Consider the following 14,701-nt stretch of genomic DNA (forward strand, 5'->3'; position numbering starts at 1 on the left):
GAAGACGGATCAGTCCAGTGCCAGACCGGCCTTCTTGATGACATCACCGAAACGCTTGCTCTCGGAGGCCATGAAGGCCTTGAACTCGGCAGGCGTGGGATTGAAGGATTCGTAGCCGAAGGCTGCGAACTTGTCCTTGACGTCCTGGCCTGTCAGGGCCTGGCGCACATCGGTGCGGATCTTTTCGATCACGGCGGGGGGTGTGCCGGGACGCACAGCCAGGGCATTCCAGCCGATGGCAGTGAAGTCCTTGGGGCCGCCCGATTCGGACACCGTGGGCACGTTCTCGAAGCCGGCAATGCGGCTGGGAGCTGCCACGGCCAGGAAGCGCAGCTTGCCGCCACGCACCAGAGGGCCTGCAGTGCCCAGGGAGCCCAGGGCAAAAGTCAGCTCGCCATTGGCAACGCCCTGGTACAGCTGGCTGGTTTCCTTGTAGATCACATGCTCCATCTTGGTGCCGGTCTGGTTTTCCAGCAGGGCCGAGCCCAGGTGAACAGGGTTGCCAACGGACCAGGAGCCGTAGTTCAGCTTGCCGGGGTGCGCCTTGGCGTCGGCAATCAGGTCGCCGATGGTCTTGTAGGGGCTGTTGACGGGCACGCAGACAAAGAAGAAGTTGCGGAACAAGGGCATCAGGATTTCGAAGTCCTTGTTCAGGTCGTAGGGCAGCTTCTTGAACAGGTGGGGGTAGGCGGCGATATGGACGTTGTCCAGCTGGATCATGTCCGTGCCGTCGGTTGCGCCGCGCTTGAATTCGCTGATGGCGATGAAGCCGTTGCCGCCGGGACGATTTTCCACCACCACGGGCTGACCCCAGGCGCGGCCCAGCTTGTCGGCCACCAGGCGCGACAGGCCATCGGGGCCACCGCCTACCGGGAAGGGGTTGATGATGCGCGAGGACTTGGTGGGCCACTTGTCGCCCTGGGCGAACGAGGGGGCTGCCACGGCTGCGGCAATGGCGCCGAGTGCGAATGCAGCTTGGCGACGGCTCATATTGAGCTTATGGGTCATTTTGTCTCCCTGGAAGGATGTCGATGATGAATTGCGTGTGGACCACGCATTGTTGATATCGTCGGCTGTTATTTTTAGATATTCAGGCCCAGTTGATTACATTGTGTCACTTGGGTCATAAACACCTAGGTCTAGCTGAGGCTAGCAGCTATAGCAAAATAGCATAGCTTGTTTTGAAAGGTGTGAGCATGAATCTGCAGCAGATAGAGACCTTTGTTCGGGTGGCCGAAGTGGGGAGCTTCAGCAAGGCTGCGGTACTGCTGGACACTGCCCAGCCGGCGCTCAGCCGTCAGGTACGGGCCCTGGAAACCGAGTTGCGCGAGACCCTGCTGATACGCACCGGGCGCGGCGTGACGCTGACCGATGCGGGGCGCCGCCTGCTCGAGCATGGCCATGCCATCATGCAGCGCGTGGCCATGGCCAAGGAAGACCTGGGCAGTCAGCGCGACGAGCCCGTGGGGCGTATCACGGTCGGCTTGCCGCCGAGCCTGGCGCGGCGCCTGACCCTGCCCCTGATCGACGGCTTCAGCCGCGAAATGCCCAAGGCCAGGCTGGCAGTGGTCGAAGGTTTTTCGATGAATATCTCGGAGTGGCTGACTTCGGGGCGCATGGATCTGGGCCTTGTCTACACGCCGGAGCCGCACCCGCAGATCGAGGTCTCGCCCGTGCTCGAAGAGCGCCTGTGCCTGATCGGCCCGGCCAGCACGCTGGCAGGGCGCACCAGCATTCCGTTCGAGCATCTGGCCGAGTTCCCGTTGATCATGCCCCAGCACGGGCAGATTTTCCGCAAGCTGATGGAGGCCCAGGCCACGTTGTCCCAGGTCAAGCTCAATGTGGTCTGGGAGGTTTCCAGCGTGCCTGCCATTCTGGATCTGGTGCGCGGCGGCTATGGCTATGCGGCGCTGACCGATAGCGCCATGCACAGTCATGCCACGGATGCTGCGCTGGTGGAAGTGCCTATCAAGTCGCCGCATATCGTCAGCACCTTGTGCCTGGTGCAGCCCGCCAAAAAGAAGTCCACGCCGCTGATGCGCCGCACGGCCGAGTTGCTGCGCCGCCTCAGCATGCAGGTGTGCTCGGTGGAGAGCGGTCATATCTGAACGACTGGCCTGCTCCGGGGTATGGCCGCTGCTGGTTCATGCTCCTGTTAGGGGAGCTGGTTGCACTTGTTGAATATGGATTTCAACCTTATTTTTATCTGAAATCGATGAAGGGCAAGCGCAATAAGCTTTGATATTAATAGCGTCAAAGCTGGGGGCGCAAGGTTCTCGCGGCTTCCTGCAGCAACGGCAGTATTTCCTGCTGCATGGTTTGCGGGCTCATGCGTTTGGCCGATGTCACCACATTCAGCGCTGCCACGGTGCGTCCGCGCATATTGCGCAGCGGCACGGCCACGGCCTGAATGGCCAGTTCATGCTCCTCAAGCGCCATGCAGTAGTCGAGGCGGCGCACCTCGTCGAGCAAGGCCTTTAGCGCAGCTGCATCGGAAACTGTGTGTGCCGTCAGCTTGGGCAGGTCATAGGCGGCCAGCCAGTCGTCAAGCTCCGAGCTTGAGAGCGAGGCCAGCAGCACCCGGCCGGTGGACGTGGCGTGCGCCGGCAGGCGTGTGCCCAGGTGCAGTCCGTGGGCCATCAGCCGTTCGCCCTTCTCATGAACGGCGCTGCGAGCGACGATGACGACTTCGCGGCCCTCGCGCACCACGCAGGAGTAGGACAGTCCGGTCTGCGCTGCCAGTCTGTGCAGCACGGGTTGCACGATGCGCGGCAGCCGGGCCGAGGCCAGATAGCTGCCCGACAGGCGCAGCACCTTGGGAGCCAGCCAGAAATAGCTGCCATCGGACTCCAGGTAGCCGAGATAGGCCAGCGTGAGCAGATGGCGCCTGGCTGCGGCGCGCGTGATGCCGGCGCGCTCGGCGGCCATGGTGGCGTTCAGGCGCTGGCGCTCGGTGTCGAAGCTTTCCAGTACGGCCAGGCCCTTGGCCAGGCCGGCAATGAAGTCTGCCGGGGCGATGGAGGGTGAGCCATGGTCATTCATGGAGGGTTCCGCATTTCTTGTTTTGCGCGATCATCGTTCTCATTGTGCGATTATCGCGCAAACATCGATTCTCTCCTTTGTCTTGATGCAGCACAAAACTTAGTCTTGCTGCACAGCGCAACCGGCGTCGTCACGCTCGTCGGTTGACAGGTTTTTGAGCCATAACAAGGAGTCACAATCATGCGTACACAAGTCGCCATCATCGGTGCCGGTCCCTCGGGGTTGCTGCTGGGGCAGCTGCTCTACAAGGCGGGCATCGACAACATCATCATCGAGCAGCGCAGCGCCGACTATGTGCTGGGCCGCATCCGCGCCGGCGTGCTGGAGCAGGTGACGGTGGATCTGCTCAAGCAGGCGGGTGCCGACAAGCGCATGAATGAGGAAGGTCTGCCTCATGACGGCATCGAGCTGCTGTTCAAGGGCAAGCGCCACCGCATCAATCTGCATGACCTGACCGGCGGCAAGCGCGTGATGGTCTATGGTCAGACCGAGGTGACCCGCGATCTGATGGAAGTGCGCGCCCAGGAGGGCCTGACCACGGTCTACGAGGCCAGCCATGTGCAGCCCGTGGACTTCGAGAGCGACAAGCCCAAGGTGCGTTACGAAAAAGACGGCCAGGTGCACGAGATCGAGTGCGACTTCATCGCCGGCTGCGACGGCTTTCACGGCATCTGCCGCGCCAGCGCTCCTCAGGACAAGATCAAGACCTTCGAGAAGGTCTATCCCTTCGGCTGGCTGGGCCTGCTTTCGGATACGCCGCCCGTGTCGCACGAGCTGATCTATGCCAACACCGAGCGCGGCTTTGCCCTGTGCAGCCAGCGCAGCGCCACGCGCAGCCGCTACTATCTGCAGGTGCCGCTGACCGACAAGGTCGAGGACTGGAGCGACGAAGCGTTCTGGGAGGAGCTCAAGAAGCGCCTGGACCCCGAAGCCCGCGCCAATCTGGTGACCGGCCCATCGCTGGAAAAAAGCATTGCGCCGCTGCGCAGCTTTGTAACTGAGCCCATGCGCTTCGGCCGCATGTTCCTGGCCGGCGACGCCGCGCACATCGTGCCGCCCACCGGCGCCAAGGGCCTGAATCTGGCAGCTTCCGACGTGGGTTATCTGTCGCAAGCCTTTGTCGAGTACTACAAGGAGCAGTCCGAGGCCGGCATCGACCGTTACTCCGAGCAGTGCCTGCGCCGTGTCTGGAAGGCCGAGCGCTTCTCCTGGTGGATGACTTCCATGCTGCACAACTTCCCCGGCGAGGGCGAGTTCAACACCAAGGTGCAGGAAGCCGAGCTGGACTACATCGTCCACTCCGAAGCCGGCTCGACCTCGCTGGCCGAGAACTATGTGGGTCTGCCTCTGGTTTAAGCCCCAGACCGCCTGGCCTTCATCACCGTGGTGATGAAGGCCAGGTGCCCGATCCCGGCGCCTTGCGTTCTGCCTGCATTGCTGTGTGCGATGCAGGCATTTTTTCATCCATGCAATTTGGTTGATGCTGCCTTGCGTAAATTTTGATGCTAAGGCACAAGCCAGCAGGGCCTGCGAGGAGTAAGCTTGCCGACCTTATGGCGCACATCATGTTTTCCCCTCCCTATATTGCCGCTGCCGAGGCAGCCCAGTCCTTGCGCACGCGCGGCTATGCCGTGCTGCAGCCCGAGGACTTCGCCCAGTGGATGGGCCTGAGTGTGGCCGATCTGCACGCCATGGATGCGGACTGGCAGGGTCTGCCGCCCGATGCCTTCCTCAAGGATGGAGGCCGCTATCGCCGCCGCCGCCATTCCTGCTTTGTCAGCGAAGGCGATCAGGTGCAGCAAGTGCCTCATCGCGCCCACTGGCAGCCCGTGGAATACAACGCTCTGCATGGCGGCATGCAGCGCATGTTCGAGCCCATGCAGGACAGCACCACCACCAGCGCGGCCTGGCTGGCGATGATCAATGCCCTGGGCCAACTGGCCGATCAGGTGTTCTGCACCGACGAGCTGCATGAACGCTGGTTTGTCGAGGCGCACCAGTTCCGCATCGACACCACGGACGGTATCGGCCGGCCCACGCCCGAAGGTGCGCACCGCGACGGAGTCGACCTGGTTGCCGTACTGCTGGTGGGGCGCAAGGGCGTCAAAGGGGGCGAGACCCGCGTCTTCGAGGCGAGCGGTCCCAACGGCCAGCGCTTTACCTTGACCGAACCCTGGTCGGTGATGCTGCTCGACGATGCGCGCATGATTCATGAGACCACGCCGATTCAACCCGTCGAGCCTGGTGGCGTGCGCGACACCCTGGTGCTGACCTATCGCCGCGGCAACTTCCAGGGTGCCGAGCTTCAGGAGCAGAAGGGTCAGGCTGCCTGATTGATCCGGACGCCTTTGTTCGGAAAATTTGAGCAAAACTGTAACGTGCTCAATACGTCAAAGTGACGTCATCAACACTGCATGATGCAGGCTTGTCGCGGCGAAGCTTTCGCCTCTTCGAGTCTTCCCTGCATCCAACAAGCCAGATCAGCTGGCCAACACCACGCCTTGCAGAGCGTGGTTTTTTATATGAATCGTTTTTACGCCCTTAGTATTTCAGTGCTGACCGCTCTTGTCACAGTAGCGGCCTGCAAGCCTTCGCAAGATCGTCCGGCGCAGGCGGCCTACACCAAGGAGCCCACGATCTACTTTCGCAATGGCCTTGAGATTACCCTCGGCGATGCCTCGGTACCGATTCACGGCGTGGAGGAATGCCCTTATGGTCTGGCCGCGCCGGCCGGGGCCGTGGTCGAGCTCAATGATGCCAAGTGCATTCGACTCTCGGACGATACCGAGCGGATCGTCGTGATGTTGGACATGCCGGGCGGCATCGTCCGGGAGGAATGGACCGTGCGCCGCGATGCGCCCAGCAAGCCCCATGAGCCAGCCTTCAAGAATGTATCCCTGCTGCGCCCAGACGGCACTCGCATCACGATCACCGACAAGTCCGACACTCTGCTGGACAAATGCTACGAATACCAGACGGCCCATGTCTGTATCTGAGCCGGGTCTCAGTCAGCGTGAACTTCAGGGTTGATTCATGTCAGCACGCTGAGGCATGATGAAGGCAGACTCAACGCTATTTCAAGAGCGGCATCTGCCCCGGGCCTCTGGCTTGAGGCCCGTGTCGCCTGCAACCTGAAAGGAGAAACATATGTCCATGTTCAATCACATTCTGGTTCCGGTCGACGGCTCCAAGCCCTCCATGCTGGCGGCACACAAGGCCGCTGAGCTTTCCAAGGTCTTCGGCAGCGCCGTGACGGCGGTGTATGTGGTCGATCCCTATCCTTTCACCGGCGTGGGCGCCGACTTTGCCTACGGCCAGTCACAGTATCTGAGCGCGGCCACCGCCGAAGCCAACACCGCCCTGGATGCGGTCAAGGCCATCATGGATGAGGCAGGCGTGCCCGTGAAGACGCTGGTGGGCGAGGGCCATGCGGTGCATGAAGGCATTGTGCGCACCATGGAAAGCGTGGGTGCCGATCTCGTCGTCATGGGCTCGCAGGGGCGACGCGGCCTTGAGAAGCTGATGCTGGGCAGCGTCACGCAGCGCGTGCTTGGCGCCGTGCGTGTGCCGGTGCTGGTCGTGCGCGAGTGAGCGCGAGGCGGCTGCACCATGAAGCAACGGCTCCTCAGGGAGCCGTTTTTCTTGTGAGCAAGGGTGCTTAGCGATTGAGCAGCCGGGCCAGCCAGCCTTTTTTCTTGCGCTGCAATTCCAGCTCCTGCAGCACTTCCGCTTTGAGTCGTTCTTTTTCTGCCGTGTGTCCGCTCTCTTTGGACATCATGCGCAGATAGACCTTGGCCGAGTCCACATAGCCATGGTCTTCGTTGCGGATGTGGTTGAACAGCCAGCGCGAGAGCATGCCATGCAGTTCGGCGGCCACATCCTCACCCGCATCGAAGCGGGTCTGCATCTCGATCACGCGGCGCGTGAACAGCTCGTGCACTTTTTTGTGCGGCCCTGCGAACATATAGCCGGCGCTCTCGATCAGGCTTTCCTCGAAGACGAAGTGCGAGACGGTGTAGTCGATCATCTCGCCGATGACATCGCCCAGCCCTTCGCGATCTGGCGAGCTGCGCAACTCGTAAAGCCGGTTGATGTAATCGACGATGCGGCGGTGCTGCCGGTCGATCTCCGCAATCCCGGTGTCCAGTTCGGGGACCCAGACCAGCAATGCCATGATGTTCTCCAGAAATTCAAGGGTTTCCGGAGAAGTATTCACGAGCCTGTCATATGCCGCATTGATTCAGATCAGGTCTATCCGCGCCAGGCAGGGCGGCGCGAATCCTGCGCGCCGCGTCGGGATGTCACTCGATCTTGGCGCCCGAGGATTCGACGACCTGTTTGGACTGCTTGAAGTCGGCCTGGAACATCTTGTCGAAGCTGGCTGCGCTCATGGACTGGGGCTCGGCGCCCTGGGTCAGAATGGCCTCGCGCACCTCGGGCATGGCCAGCAGCTTGTTCACTTCGACATTGACCTTGGTCACGATGGCTGCGGGTGTGCCCTTGGGCATGAACAGGCCGTACCAGGTACTCACATCAAAGCCCTTGAGACCGGACTCGGCCAGTGTTGGGGTGTCTGGCAGCGAGGACGAGCGCTTTGCCGAGGTCACGGCGATGGCGCGCAGCTTGCCGGCCTTGATCTGGGCTATGGCCGAGGGGACGGAGGACACCAGCAGATCCACATTGCCGGCCAGTGCATCCATCATCGCGGGGTTGGAGCCTTTATAGGGCACGTGAGTCAGATGAATGTCCGAGGCCTTTTCCAGCATCACGCCGGCCAGGTGGATGCTGGTGCCGTTGCCGGGCGAGCCGTAGGTGATCTTGGACGGGTTCTTCTTGGCTGCAGCCACCACGTCGGCCAGCGTCTTGTACGGCGAGTTGGCGGCTGTGGCGATCACGATGGGGGTGTAGGCCACATGAGCCACGGGGGTCAGATCCTTGCTGGGGTTCCAGGGCAGGTTCTTGTAGAGGTAGGGGCCAAGGACCACATTGTCCTTCTGGCCCATCACCATGTCATAGCCCGTGGGCGCCGCCTTGACCGCTTCGGTGATACCGATGGTGCCGCCTGCACCCGCACGGTTGTCGGGCACCACGGTCCATTTGCTGACTTCGGTGAGCTTGTTGGCAATCACGCGCGAGAGGATGTCGGTGCCGCCGCCAGGTGGGAACGGCACGATCATGCGCACGGGCTTGTTGGGGTAGTCGGCTGCGGGGTCTTGTGCAGCGGCTGAAAAGCTCAGGCCCGCGCTTGCGATCACGGCTGTGCTGATGAGAATTTGGCGAATCATGAAAAAGAAGCTCCAGAGACGAACGGGGGAGCGCTGGCCCGCAAACAAGGGCGGCGCAGTCGCTGCTGGTGCCTGAGCCTTGAGCCCGGCAGCCAGAGTCACGGAAGGTGGGCTTTTCGATGATCGGGGACGGTGGTTCCGCCATCAATGGGTATTTGTCTTTACCGGGGAGCGCGAGCCATGCCGTACGGACATGATCGCCATCCGCACGCGCTGCACGACAGGGTTGCTGCCGTTGCTAGCACGGAGGCAGCGTACCGATCGGGTGTCGCTGTCTATGTGGCCCACGGGTGCGGATTGTGGATCTGCGCACAGCCACGGAGGCTGCTGCAGACCAGTGGAAACATTCTGCCACGCGTGAAAGACTTGCCAGGGCTTGGTTCGAGAATAGGCTGCGCCTGTTCCCAGATTTTTTGCTTGGTCCGGTAGTTCACGGCAACAAGAGCTGCAGGCGCCTTTGGCCATTGGTTTGGATAAGGCGGTTGCAGCCATGTTTTGGAGTCCAGCCGTTCTGAGTGCTATCTCAAGCCTGGCGTACGTCGGCAACCACCTGGTCGCCGAAGTCCGGTCGTGCCAGCCAGGCCAGCACGCGGGCTGCGGCGTCATCGGCCGAGGTCAGCTGCCCGTTGCTGTGCAGACCAGCAAAACGGCCCACCTCAGGGAAGTCGGTTGAAGCTGCGCTGCGCAGTTGTACCTGCATATCGGTGTCGATGACGCCTGGCGCCAGAGACACAATGCGTGCGCCGTTGGGCTTGGCCGCCTCTTCCAGAGCCACGCAGCTGCTGAACTGGTCCATGCCGGCCTTAGCCGTGCAATAGCTGGCTTGCGAGGCCATCGCGCGGCGGCCCAGGCCCGAGGAGATATTGAGCACCTTGCGGGGAATCCTCCAGCTCTCGGTTGCACCGAGAAAGGCTCCGGTCAGGGCCATGGGAGCCTCAAGACCCACGCGCAGGGCATTGATCATGTCGGCTGAAGGCACCTGGGACAGCGGCGCAATCTGCGGGATGACGCCCGCATTGTTGATCAGGGTGATGCTGGCCCATTCACGCGGATCTATCGTGCCTAGCCAGGTCGCCAGGCGCTGCGCAGCAGCAGCGCTTTGTGCCAGGTCCTGCTCCCATTGCAATAGCTGTGCAGGCTTGCTGGAGCTGGAGGCCAGGGCGGCGCTGGTCTTGCGGGCAATGCTCAGCAACTGATGGCCTTGCTGCAGCAGTTGCTGTCCCATGGACAGGCCCATGCCGCGAGAGCCACCGGTCAGAATCGTTAAGTGCTTTGTCATGCGAAGCATCTTACGGTTGATTGAAGACCGAAAAGAGCAAGCCCCGCAAGACTTGCGTCCGGCTGGGCCTGGCGATGAACTCAGATGAGCTCAGCGAGCTGTCAATGACCCAGATAGGCCTTGCGCACCTCGTCATTGCTCAGCAAGTTGACACCGCTGTCCTCCAGCACCACCTTGCCGGTTTCCAGCACATAGCCTCGGTCGGCAATCTGCAGGGCGCGGTTGGCATTCTGCTCGACCAGGAACACCGTCACACCCGCTGCGCGGATGGTCTGAATGATCTCGAAGATCTGCGCAATGATGAGCGGCGCCAGGCCCAGTGTGGGTTCGTCCAGCAGCAGCAGGCGCGGCTTGCTCATCAGTGCGCGGCCTATGGCCAGCATCTGCTGCTCGCCGCCCGACATGGTGCCCGAGCGTTGCGCTGCGCGCTCCTTCAAACGAGGAAAGAGCTTGAACACATGCTCGACGCCGTCGGCAATCTCGGCCTTGCTCAGGAAAAAGCCGCCCATCTGCAGGTTCTCGGTCACCGTCAGGTCCTTGAAGACACGACGGCCTTCGGGCGAGATGGCAATGCCGCGGCGCATGATGTGATGGGTGGACATCTGGGTGATGTCCTCGCCCTCGAACAGAATGCGCCCGCCGCTGGCACGAGGGTTGCCGCAGACCGTCATCAGAAGCGATGTCTTGCCAGCACCATTGCTGCCGATGAGTGTGACGATCTCGCCCTGATCGACATGCAGGCTGACATGATTGACCGCGCAGATCGCGCCGTAATGGGTGGAGACCTGCTCCAGTTGCAACATATGCTGGCTCATCAGGCCTCTCCCAGATAGGCCTTGATGACCCGTTCATCATTGCGAATCGCCTCGGGCAGGCCCATGGCGATGGGCTTGCCGTATTCCATGACCAGAATGCGCTCGGACACTCCCATGACCAGACCCATATCGTGCTCGATCAGCAGCACGGCCACGCCGTACTGTTTGCGCAGATCGTCGATCAGATGCTGCAGGTCTTTCTTCTCCTGCGGGTTCAGGCCGGCGGCGGGCTCGTCCAGCATCAGCACGCGAGGCTTGGTGATCATGCAGCGCGCAATCTCCAGCCGGCGCTGGTGACCGTAGGCCAGATTGCCTGCCTCGCGGTTGGCAAACTGGCGCAGGCCCATCACGTCCAGCCATTGGAGCGCGTTGTCGATCTTTTCCTGTTCGGCACGGCGATAACCTGGCGTGTTGAACAGGCCGCCGAGCAGCGTGGCGCGCGACTGGCGGTGCTGTGCGACCAGCAGGTTTTCCAGCGCCGTCATGCTCTTGAACAGGCGCACGTTCTGGAATGTGCGCACCACACCGTGGTTGGCGACCTGGTGGCTGCTGTGGCCTGCAATGCTCTGGCCGTCCAGAACGACCGAGCCGCCTGAGGGCTGGTAGAAACCGCTGATGCAGTTGAATACCGTGGTCTTGCCCGCGCCGTTGGGGCCGATGATGGCAAACACTTCCTGAGGGCGTACGTTAAAGCCCACGTTGTCCACGGCCAGCAGGCCGCCGAAGCGCATGCACAGGTCTTTGACTTCCAGCAAATACTCGCTCATGCGTTTGCCCTGCCTGTGGTTGTAGTTATTGAAATAATAGCGTTCAGGTGCAGCTTCATGACTTCACCTCCACTTGGTGTCGCTTCATGGGCAGCAGGCCCTGGGGACGCCAGACCATCATCAAAATCATGACCAGACCGAAGATCAGCATGCGGTATTCGGAGAACTCGCGTGCCAGCTCGGGCAGTACGGTGAGGATGATGGCAGCCACGATCACGCCCAGCTGAGAGCCCATGCCACCCAGCACCACAATGGCCAGAATCAGGGCCGACTCGATGAAGGTGAAGGACTCGGGATTGACGATGCCCTGGCGAGCGGCGAAGAAGGCGCCGCCAAAACCCGCGAACATGGCGCCCAGCGTGAAGGCCGAGAGCTTAATCTTCATGGGGTTGAGGCCCAGCGAACGGCAGGCGATTTCATCCTCGCGCAGCGCTTCCCAGGCGCGGCCTATGGGCATGCGGATCAGGCGGTTGCTGATGAACAGCGTCACCATGGCCAGCAGCAGGGCCATCAGATAGACGAAGATCACCATGTGCATGGAGTTGAACTCCAGACCGAAGAACTGATGAAAGGTCGTGCCGTCCTCGGTCAGGGGCGAGCGGGTCATGGGCAGGCCCAGCACCGTAGGCTTGGGAATGCTGGAGATGCCGTCGGGACCGCCCGTGAAGCTGGTCAGATTGGTCAGCAGCAGGCGGATGATCTCACCGAAACCCAGCGTCACGATGGCCAGATAGTCACCGCGCAGGCGCAGCACGGGAAAGCCCAGCACGAAGCCGAACAGAGCCGAGGCTGCGCCGGCCAGCGGCAGCGCTTCCCAGAACGTCCAGCCAGCCCAGTGGAACAGCAGCGCATAGGTGTAGGCGCCAACGGCATAGAAGCCCACAAAGCCCAGGTCCAGCAGGCCGGCAAAGCCGACCACCACGTTCAGACCCAGGCCCAGCATGACGTAAATCATTGCCAGAGTCGCGATGTCGACGGCATTGCGGCCCGCGAAGAATGGCCAGGAGGCGGCCATCATCAGCACCACAAAGATGACGACGTTGCGTGTGCCCGACTTCATCTGCGGGACTGCCGGCAGATTGACCTTGGGCAGCTTGCCAGCGAGCAGGGGCTTGAGCATCTGCACGACGAAGATGGCAAGGCAGGCCCAGCCGGTCATGCTCCAGTCGGGGGTGATGATAGTGCGCACGCCGGCGCGCTCCAGGTGCAGGCTGAAGATGGGGGTGACGACGATGGCCGTCATCACGGTGGCGATCAGCGCATCGCGCAAAGCGGCGGAAAAGCTGTACTTCATCAGACTTTCTCCACTTCAGGTTTGCCCAGCAGGCCCGAGGGGCGGAACATCAATATGGTCACCAGCAGGCCGAAAGCCACGATGTCCTTGTATTCCGACGAGATGTAGGCGGCTGCAAAGGTCTCGGCTACGCCCAGGATCACACCGCCCAGCATGGCGCCGGGGATGGAGCCTATGCCGCCCAGCACGGCGGCCGTGAAGGCCTTGATGCCGGCGAGGAAGCCGATGAAGGGGTTGAGCTTGCCCACAGCCAGCGCAATCAGCACGCCGCCCACGGCGGCCAGCACGGCACCCAGCACAAAGGTGAAGGAGATGACCTTGTTGGTATCTATGCCCAGCAGATTGGCCATGTGCATATCCTGAGCGCAGGCGCGCGAGGCACGGCCCATGCGCGAATGCTTGATGTACATGGTCAGTGCAATCATCAGCACCACGGTCACCGCGATGATGAGCACGCGGGTATAGGGGATGAAGACCTCGAAATTGCTCATGTGGAAATTGATGGCGCCCGGCAGCAGCGAAGGCACGGCCATATCGCGCGCGCCCTGGCCCAGAGCCACCCAGTTCTGCAGGAATATGGACATGCCGATGGCCGAGATCAGCGCGACCAGACGCGGGCTCTGGCGCACGGGCTTGTAGGCCACCTGTTCGACGACCAGGCCGTAGACGCCGGTTACGAATACGGCCACCACCAGCATCAGGCCGATGATGGCCCATATGGGCAGACCGCTTTGCGTGCCAATCGCCGAAAGCGTCACGAGGCCTATATAGGCCCCGATCATGTAGATGTCACCGTGTGCGAAATTGATCATGCCGATGATGCCGTAGACCATGGTGTAGCCAATGGCGATCAGGGCGTAAATGGCTCCGAGTGAGAGCCCGTTGAATAGCTGTTGTATCAGCTGGGGGAGAAAGTCTGACATGTAACGCCACCCTTGAAACAGGAAAAGGCCCGAGGGCCAGATAACAAACATCCGGAGGCATGGCCCCTGCCATTGCCTCCGGAGAGAGTGGTGGAATTACTTGGCGAGCGATTTGCTGCCGTCCTTGTGCCACTGGAAGACCTGGAAATCGAAGGAGTTCAGGTCACCCTGCTTGTTCCAGGACACGGGGCCCAGCACGGTGTCCACGCCGGTGGATTTGTGCATCCAGTCCGCCACCTTGGCGGGGTTGTCGCCAGCGGCCTTGATGGCGGCCAGCAGCGATTGAGTTGCGGCAAACGAAGTCAGCTGGAAGGCACCCGAAGCATTGCGCTTCTTGTCCTGGAAGGCCTTGACCACGGCGGCGTTCTTGGGGTTAGCGGCAAAGTCGGCGGGCAGAGTCACCAGCATGCCTTCGACGGCAGGGCCTGCAATGGCGTTGACTTCGGGGTTGCCCACGCCTTCAGGGCCCATCATCTTGACCTTCAGACCTTGCTCGGCAGCCTGACGCAGCAGCAGACCCATTTCGGGGTGGTAGCCGCCGTAATAGACAAAGTCCACGCCTGCGCCCTTGAGCTTGGTGATGACGGCGGAGTAGTCGCTGTCGCCTGCGTTGATGCCCTCAAACAGTGCCACGTCGATCTTGGCCTTCTTCAGGTCGTCACGTACGGAAGAGGCAATGCCCTGGCCGTAAGACTGCTTGTCGTGCAGCACGGCAACCTTTTTGGGCTTGAGCTTCTCGGCAATGAACTTGGCGGCCGCCGGGCCCTGCTGGTCGTCACGGCCAATGGTGCGGAAGATGAAGTGGTAGTTCTTGCCGTCGGTCAGAGCGGGCGAGGTGGCAGAAGGAGTGACGACCACCACGCCTTCGTTGTTGTAGATGGGCGCTGCGGCAATCGAGGCACCCGAGCAGACGGGGCCGACCACATAGCCGATCTTGTTGTTGACCACGCGGTTGGCAGCGACGGGGCCTTGCTTGGGTTCGCAGGCATCATCCACGGGTACCAGCTCGATCTTCTTGCCATTGACACCGCCAGCGGCATTGGCCATTTCAACGGCGGTGGTGGCGCCTTCCTTGACCATGTCGCCGTACTGGGTCAGCGCACCGGTGGTGGGGATGACCAGGGCGATCTTGATTTGGGCATGCGCGGTGGAGACCAGGGCGGCACCAGCCAGGCCCAGGGCGGCAACAACGGTTTGCATGCGGAACGGAATGCTCATGAGGACTTCCTTAATCTCGAGAGATGTTCGAAAAGCGCGATTGCTGCCATAGCAGTTCGCGCAAAGAAGCTCAGATTA

At 61.5% G+C, this 14,701-nt stretch carries 15 protein-coding genes; 5 read left to right on the forward strand and 10 right to left on the reverse strand.

Annotated features, from left to right (window positions below):
- Positions 1 to 9 precede the first annotated feature (9 nt).
- Positions 10 to 1,008, reverse strand: coding sequence for a tripartite tricarboxylate transporter substrate binding protein (locus MPZ60_RS11590; RefSeq protein ID WP_034352378.1), 999 nt, complete (start codon positions 1,006 to 1,008; stop codon positions 10 to 12).
- 188 nt (positions 1,009 to 1,196) lie between these two features.
- On the opposite strand from MPZ60_RS11590, the gene MPZ60_RS11595 reads away from it, so the two are divergent.
- Positions 1,197 to 2,108, forward strand: coding sequence for a LysR family transcriptional regulator (locus MPZ60_RS11595; RefSeq protein ID WP_034352381.1), 912 nt, complete (start codon positions 1,197 to 1,199; stop codon positions 2,106 to 2,108).
- Positions 2,109 to 2,253: 145 nt separating this feature from the next.
- Here MPZ60_RS11595 and MPZ60_RS11600 read toward each other — a convergent pair whose 3' ends face one another.
- Entirely contained in the window at positions 2,254 to 3,042 is a 789-nt protein-coding gene (locus MPZ60_RS11600; protein WP_034352384.1) for an IclR family transcriptional regulator C-terminal domain-containing protein, read from the reverse strand.
- Positions 3,043 to 3,222: 180 nt separating this feature from the next.
- Between MPZ60_RS11600 and pobA the strand changes: the two genes are divergently transcribed.
- The 4 genes from pobA to MPZ60_RS11620 all read left to right on the forward strand — a co-directional run bounded on the left by pobA (position 3,223) and on the right by MPZ60_RS11620 (position 6,633).
- Positions 3,223 to 4,398, forward strand: a complete 1,176-nt coding sequence (gene pobA / locus MPZ60_RS11605) for a 4-hydroxybenzoate 3-monooxygenase (protein WP_012838227.1) — start codon at positions 3,223 to 3,225, stop codon at positions 4,396 to 4,398.
- Positions 4,399 to 4,595: 197 nt separating this feature from the next.
- The gene (locus tag MPZ60_RS11610) at positions 4,596 to 5,375 is read left to right on the forward strand and encodes a 2OG-Fe dioxygenase family protein (RefSeq protein ID WP_034352388.1); all 780 of its coding nucleotides are present in this window, start codon (positions 4,596 to 4,598) and stop codon (positions 5,373 to 5,375) included.
- 189 nt (positions 5,376 to 5,564) lie between these two features.
- Entirely contained in the window at positions 5,565 to 6,038 is a 474-nt protein-coding gene (locus MPZ60_RS11615) for a hypothetical protein (RefSeq protein WP_034352390.1), read from the forward strand.
- A gap of 157 nt (positions 6,039 to 6,195) precedes the next feature.
- Entirely contained in the window at positions 6,196 to 6,633 is a 438-nt protein-coding gene (locus MPZ60_RS11620; RefSeq protein WP_034352575.1) for a universal stress protein, read from the forward strand.
- Between the two features lie 67 nt (positions 6,634 to 6,700).
- Here MPZ60_RS11620 and MPZ60_RS11625 read toward each other — a convergent pair whose 3' ends face one another.
- The 8 genes from MPZ60_RS11625 to MPZ60_RS11660 form a co-directional block, all read right to left on the reverse strand.
- Positions 6,701 to 7,258 carry a bacteriohemerythrin gene (locus MPZ60_RS11625; RefSeq protein ID WP_229228666.1) on the reverse strand — a complete coding sequence of 186 codons (558 nt, stop codon included), beginning with the start codon at positions 7,256 to 7,258 and terminating at the stop codon, positions 6,701 to 6,703.
- An 85-nt stretch (positions 7,259 to 7,343) separates the two neighbouring features.
- Positions 7,344 to 8,327, reverse strand: coding sequence for a tripartite tricarboxylate transporter substrate binding protein (locus tag MPZ60_RS11630; protein ID WP_034352578.1), 984 nt, complete (start codon positions 8,325 to 8,327; stop codon positions 7,344 to 7,346).
- A 523-nt stretch (positions 8,328 to 8,850) separates the two neighbouring features.
- Entirely contained in the window at positions 8,851 to 9,615 is a 765-nt protein-coding gene (locus tag MPZ60_RS11635) for an SDR family NAD(P)-dependent oxidoreductase (RefSeq protein ID WP_080746077.1), read from the reverse strand.
- A gap of 92 nt (positions 9,616 to 9,707) precedes the next feature.
- A complete protein-coding gene (locus MPZ60_RS11640; protein ID WP_034352393.1) occupies positions 9,708 to 10,421 on the reverse strand; it encodes an ABC transporter ATP-binding protein in 714 nt (237 codons plus the stop codon).
- Positions 10,421 to 11,188: a high-affinity branched-chain amino acid ABC transporter ATP-binding protein LivG gene (livG, locus tag MPZ60_RS11645; RefSeq protein WP_003079486.1), complete on the reverse strand. Its 768-nt coding sequence runs from the start codon at positions 11,186 to 11,188 to the stop codon at positions 10,421 to 10,423. The genes MPZ60_RS11640 and livG overlap by 1 nt, the downstream gene beginning before the upstream one ends.
- A gap of 55 nt (positions 11,189 to 11,243) precedes the next feature.
- The gene (locus MPZ60_RS11650) at positions 11,244 to 12,482 is read right to left on the reverse strand and encodes a high-affinity branched-chain amino acid ABC transporter permease LivM (RefSeq protein WP_003079484.1); all 1,239 of its coding nucleotides are present in this window, start codon (positions 12,480 to 12,482) and stop codon (positions 11,244 to 11,246) included.
- Positions 12,482 to 13,405, reverse strand: a complete 924-nt coding sequence (livH, locus tag MPZ60_RS11655) for a high-affinity branched-chain amino acid ABC transporter permease LivH (protein WP_034352396.1) — start codon at positions 13,403 to 13,405, stop codon at positions 12,482 to 12,484. The genes MPZ60_RS11650 and livH overlap by 1 nt, the downstream gene beginning before the upstream one ends.
- Before the next feature lie 96 nt (positions 13,406 to 13,501).
- Positions 13,502 to 14,623, reverse strand: a complete 1,122-nt coding sequence (locus MPZ60_RS11660; RefSeq protein WP_034352399.1) for a branched-chain amino acid ABC transporter substrate-binding protein — start codon at positions 14,621 to 14,623, stop codon at positions 13,502 to 13,504.
- Between the last annotated feature and the right edge of the window lie 78 nt (positions 14,624 to 14,701).

Origin of the sequence: Comamonas sp. 7D-2 (assembly GCF_022749555.1) — a bacterium.
GTDB lineage: Bacteria > Pseudomonadota > Gammaproteobacteria > Burkholderiales > Burkholderiaceae_C > Comamonas > Comamonas thiooxydans.

Coding starts and splice junctions, on each gene's coding strand:
- MPZ60_RS11620 (WP_034352575.1), top strand. CDS start 6,196: ATGTTCAATCACATTCTGGTTCCGGTCGACGGCTCCAAGCCCTCCATG.
- livG (WP_003079486.1), bottom strand. CDS start 11,188: ATGAGCGAGTATTTGCTGGAAGTCAAAGACCTGTGCATGCGCTTCGGC.
- pobA (WP_012838227.1), top strand. CDS start 3,223: ATGCGTACACAAGTCGCCATCATCGGTGCCGGTCCCTCGGGGTTGCTG.
- MPZ60_RS11650 (WP_003079484.1), bottom strand. CDS start 12,482: ATGAAGTACAGCTTTTCCGCCGCTTTGCGCGATGCGCTGATCGCCACC.
- livH (WP_034352396.1), bottom strand. CDS start 13,405: ATGTCAGACTTTCTCCCCCAGCTGATACAACAGCTATTCAACGGGCTC.
- MPZ60_RS11640 (WP_034352393.1), bottom strand. CDS start 10,421: ATGAGCCAGCATATGTTGCAACTGGAGCAGGTCTCCACCCATTACGGC.
- MPZ60_RS11610 (WP_034352388.1), top strand. CDS start 4,596: ATGGCGCACATCATGTTTTCCCCTCCCTATATTGCCGCTGCCGAGGCA.
- MPZ60_RS11615 (WP_034352390.1), top strand. CDS start 5,565: ATGAATCGTTTTTACGCCCTTAGTATTTCAGTGCTGACCGCTCTTGTC.
- MPZ60_RS11660 (WP_034352399.1), bottom strand. CDS start 14,623: ATGAGCATTCCGTTCCGCATGCAAACCGTTGTTGCCGCCCTGGGCCTG.
- MPZ60_RS11590 (WP_034352378.1), bottom strand. CDS start 1,008: ATGACCCATAAGCTCAATATGAGCCGTCGCCAAGCTGCATTCGCACTC.
- MPZ60_RS11600 (WP_034352384.1), bottom strand. CDS start 3,042: ATGAATGACCATGGCTCACCCTCCATCGCCCCGGCAGACTTCATTGCC.
- MPZ60_RS11595 (WP_034352381.1), top strand. CDS start 1,197: ATGAATCTGCAGCAGATAGAGACCTTTGTTCGGGTGGCCGAAGTGGGG.
- MPZ60_RS11630 (WP_034352578.1), bottom strand. CDS start 8,327: ATGATTCGCCAAATTCTCATCAGCACAGCCGTGATCGCAAGCGCGGGC.
- MPZ60_RS11635 (WP_080746077.1), bottom strand. CDS start 9,615: ATGCTTCGCATGACAAAGCACTTAACGATTCTGACCGGTGGCTCTCGC.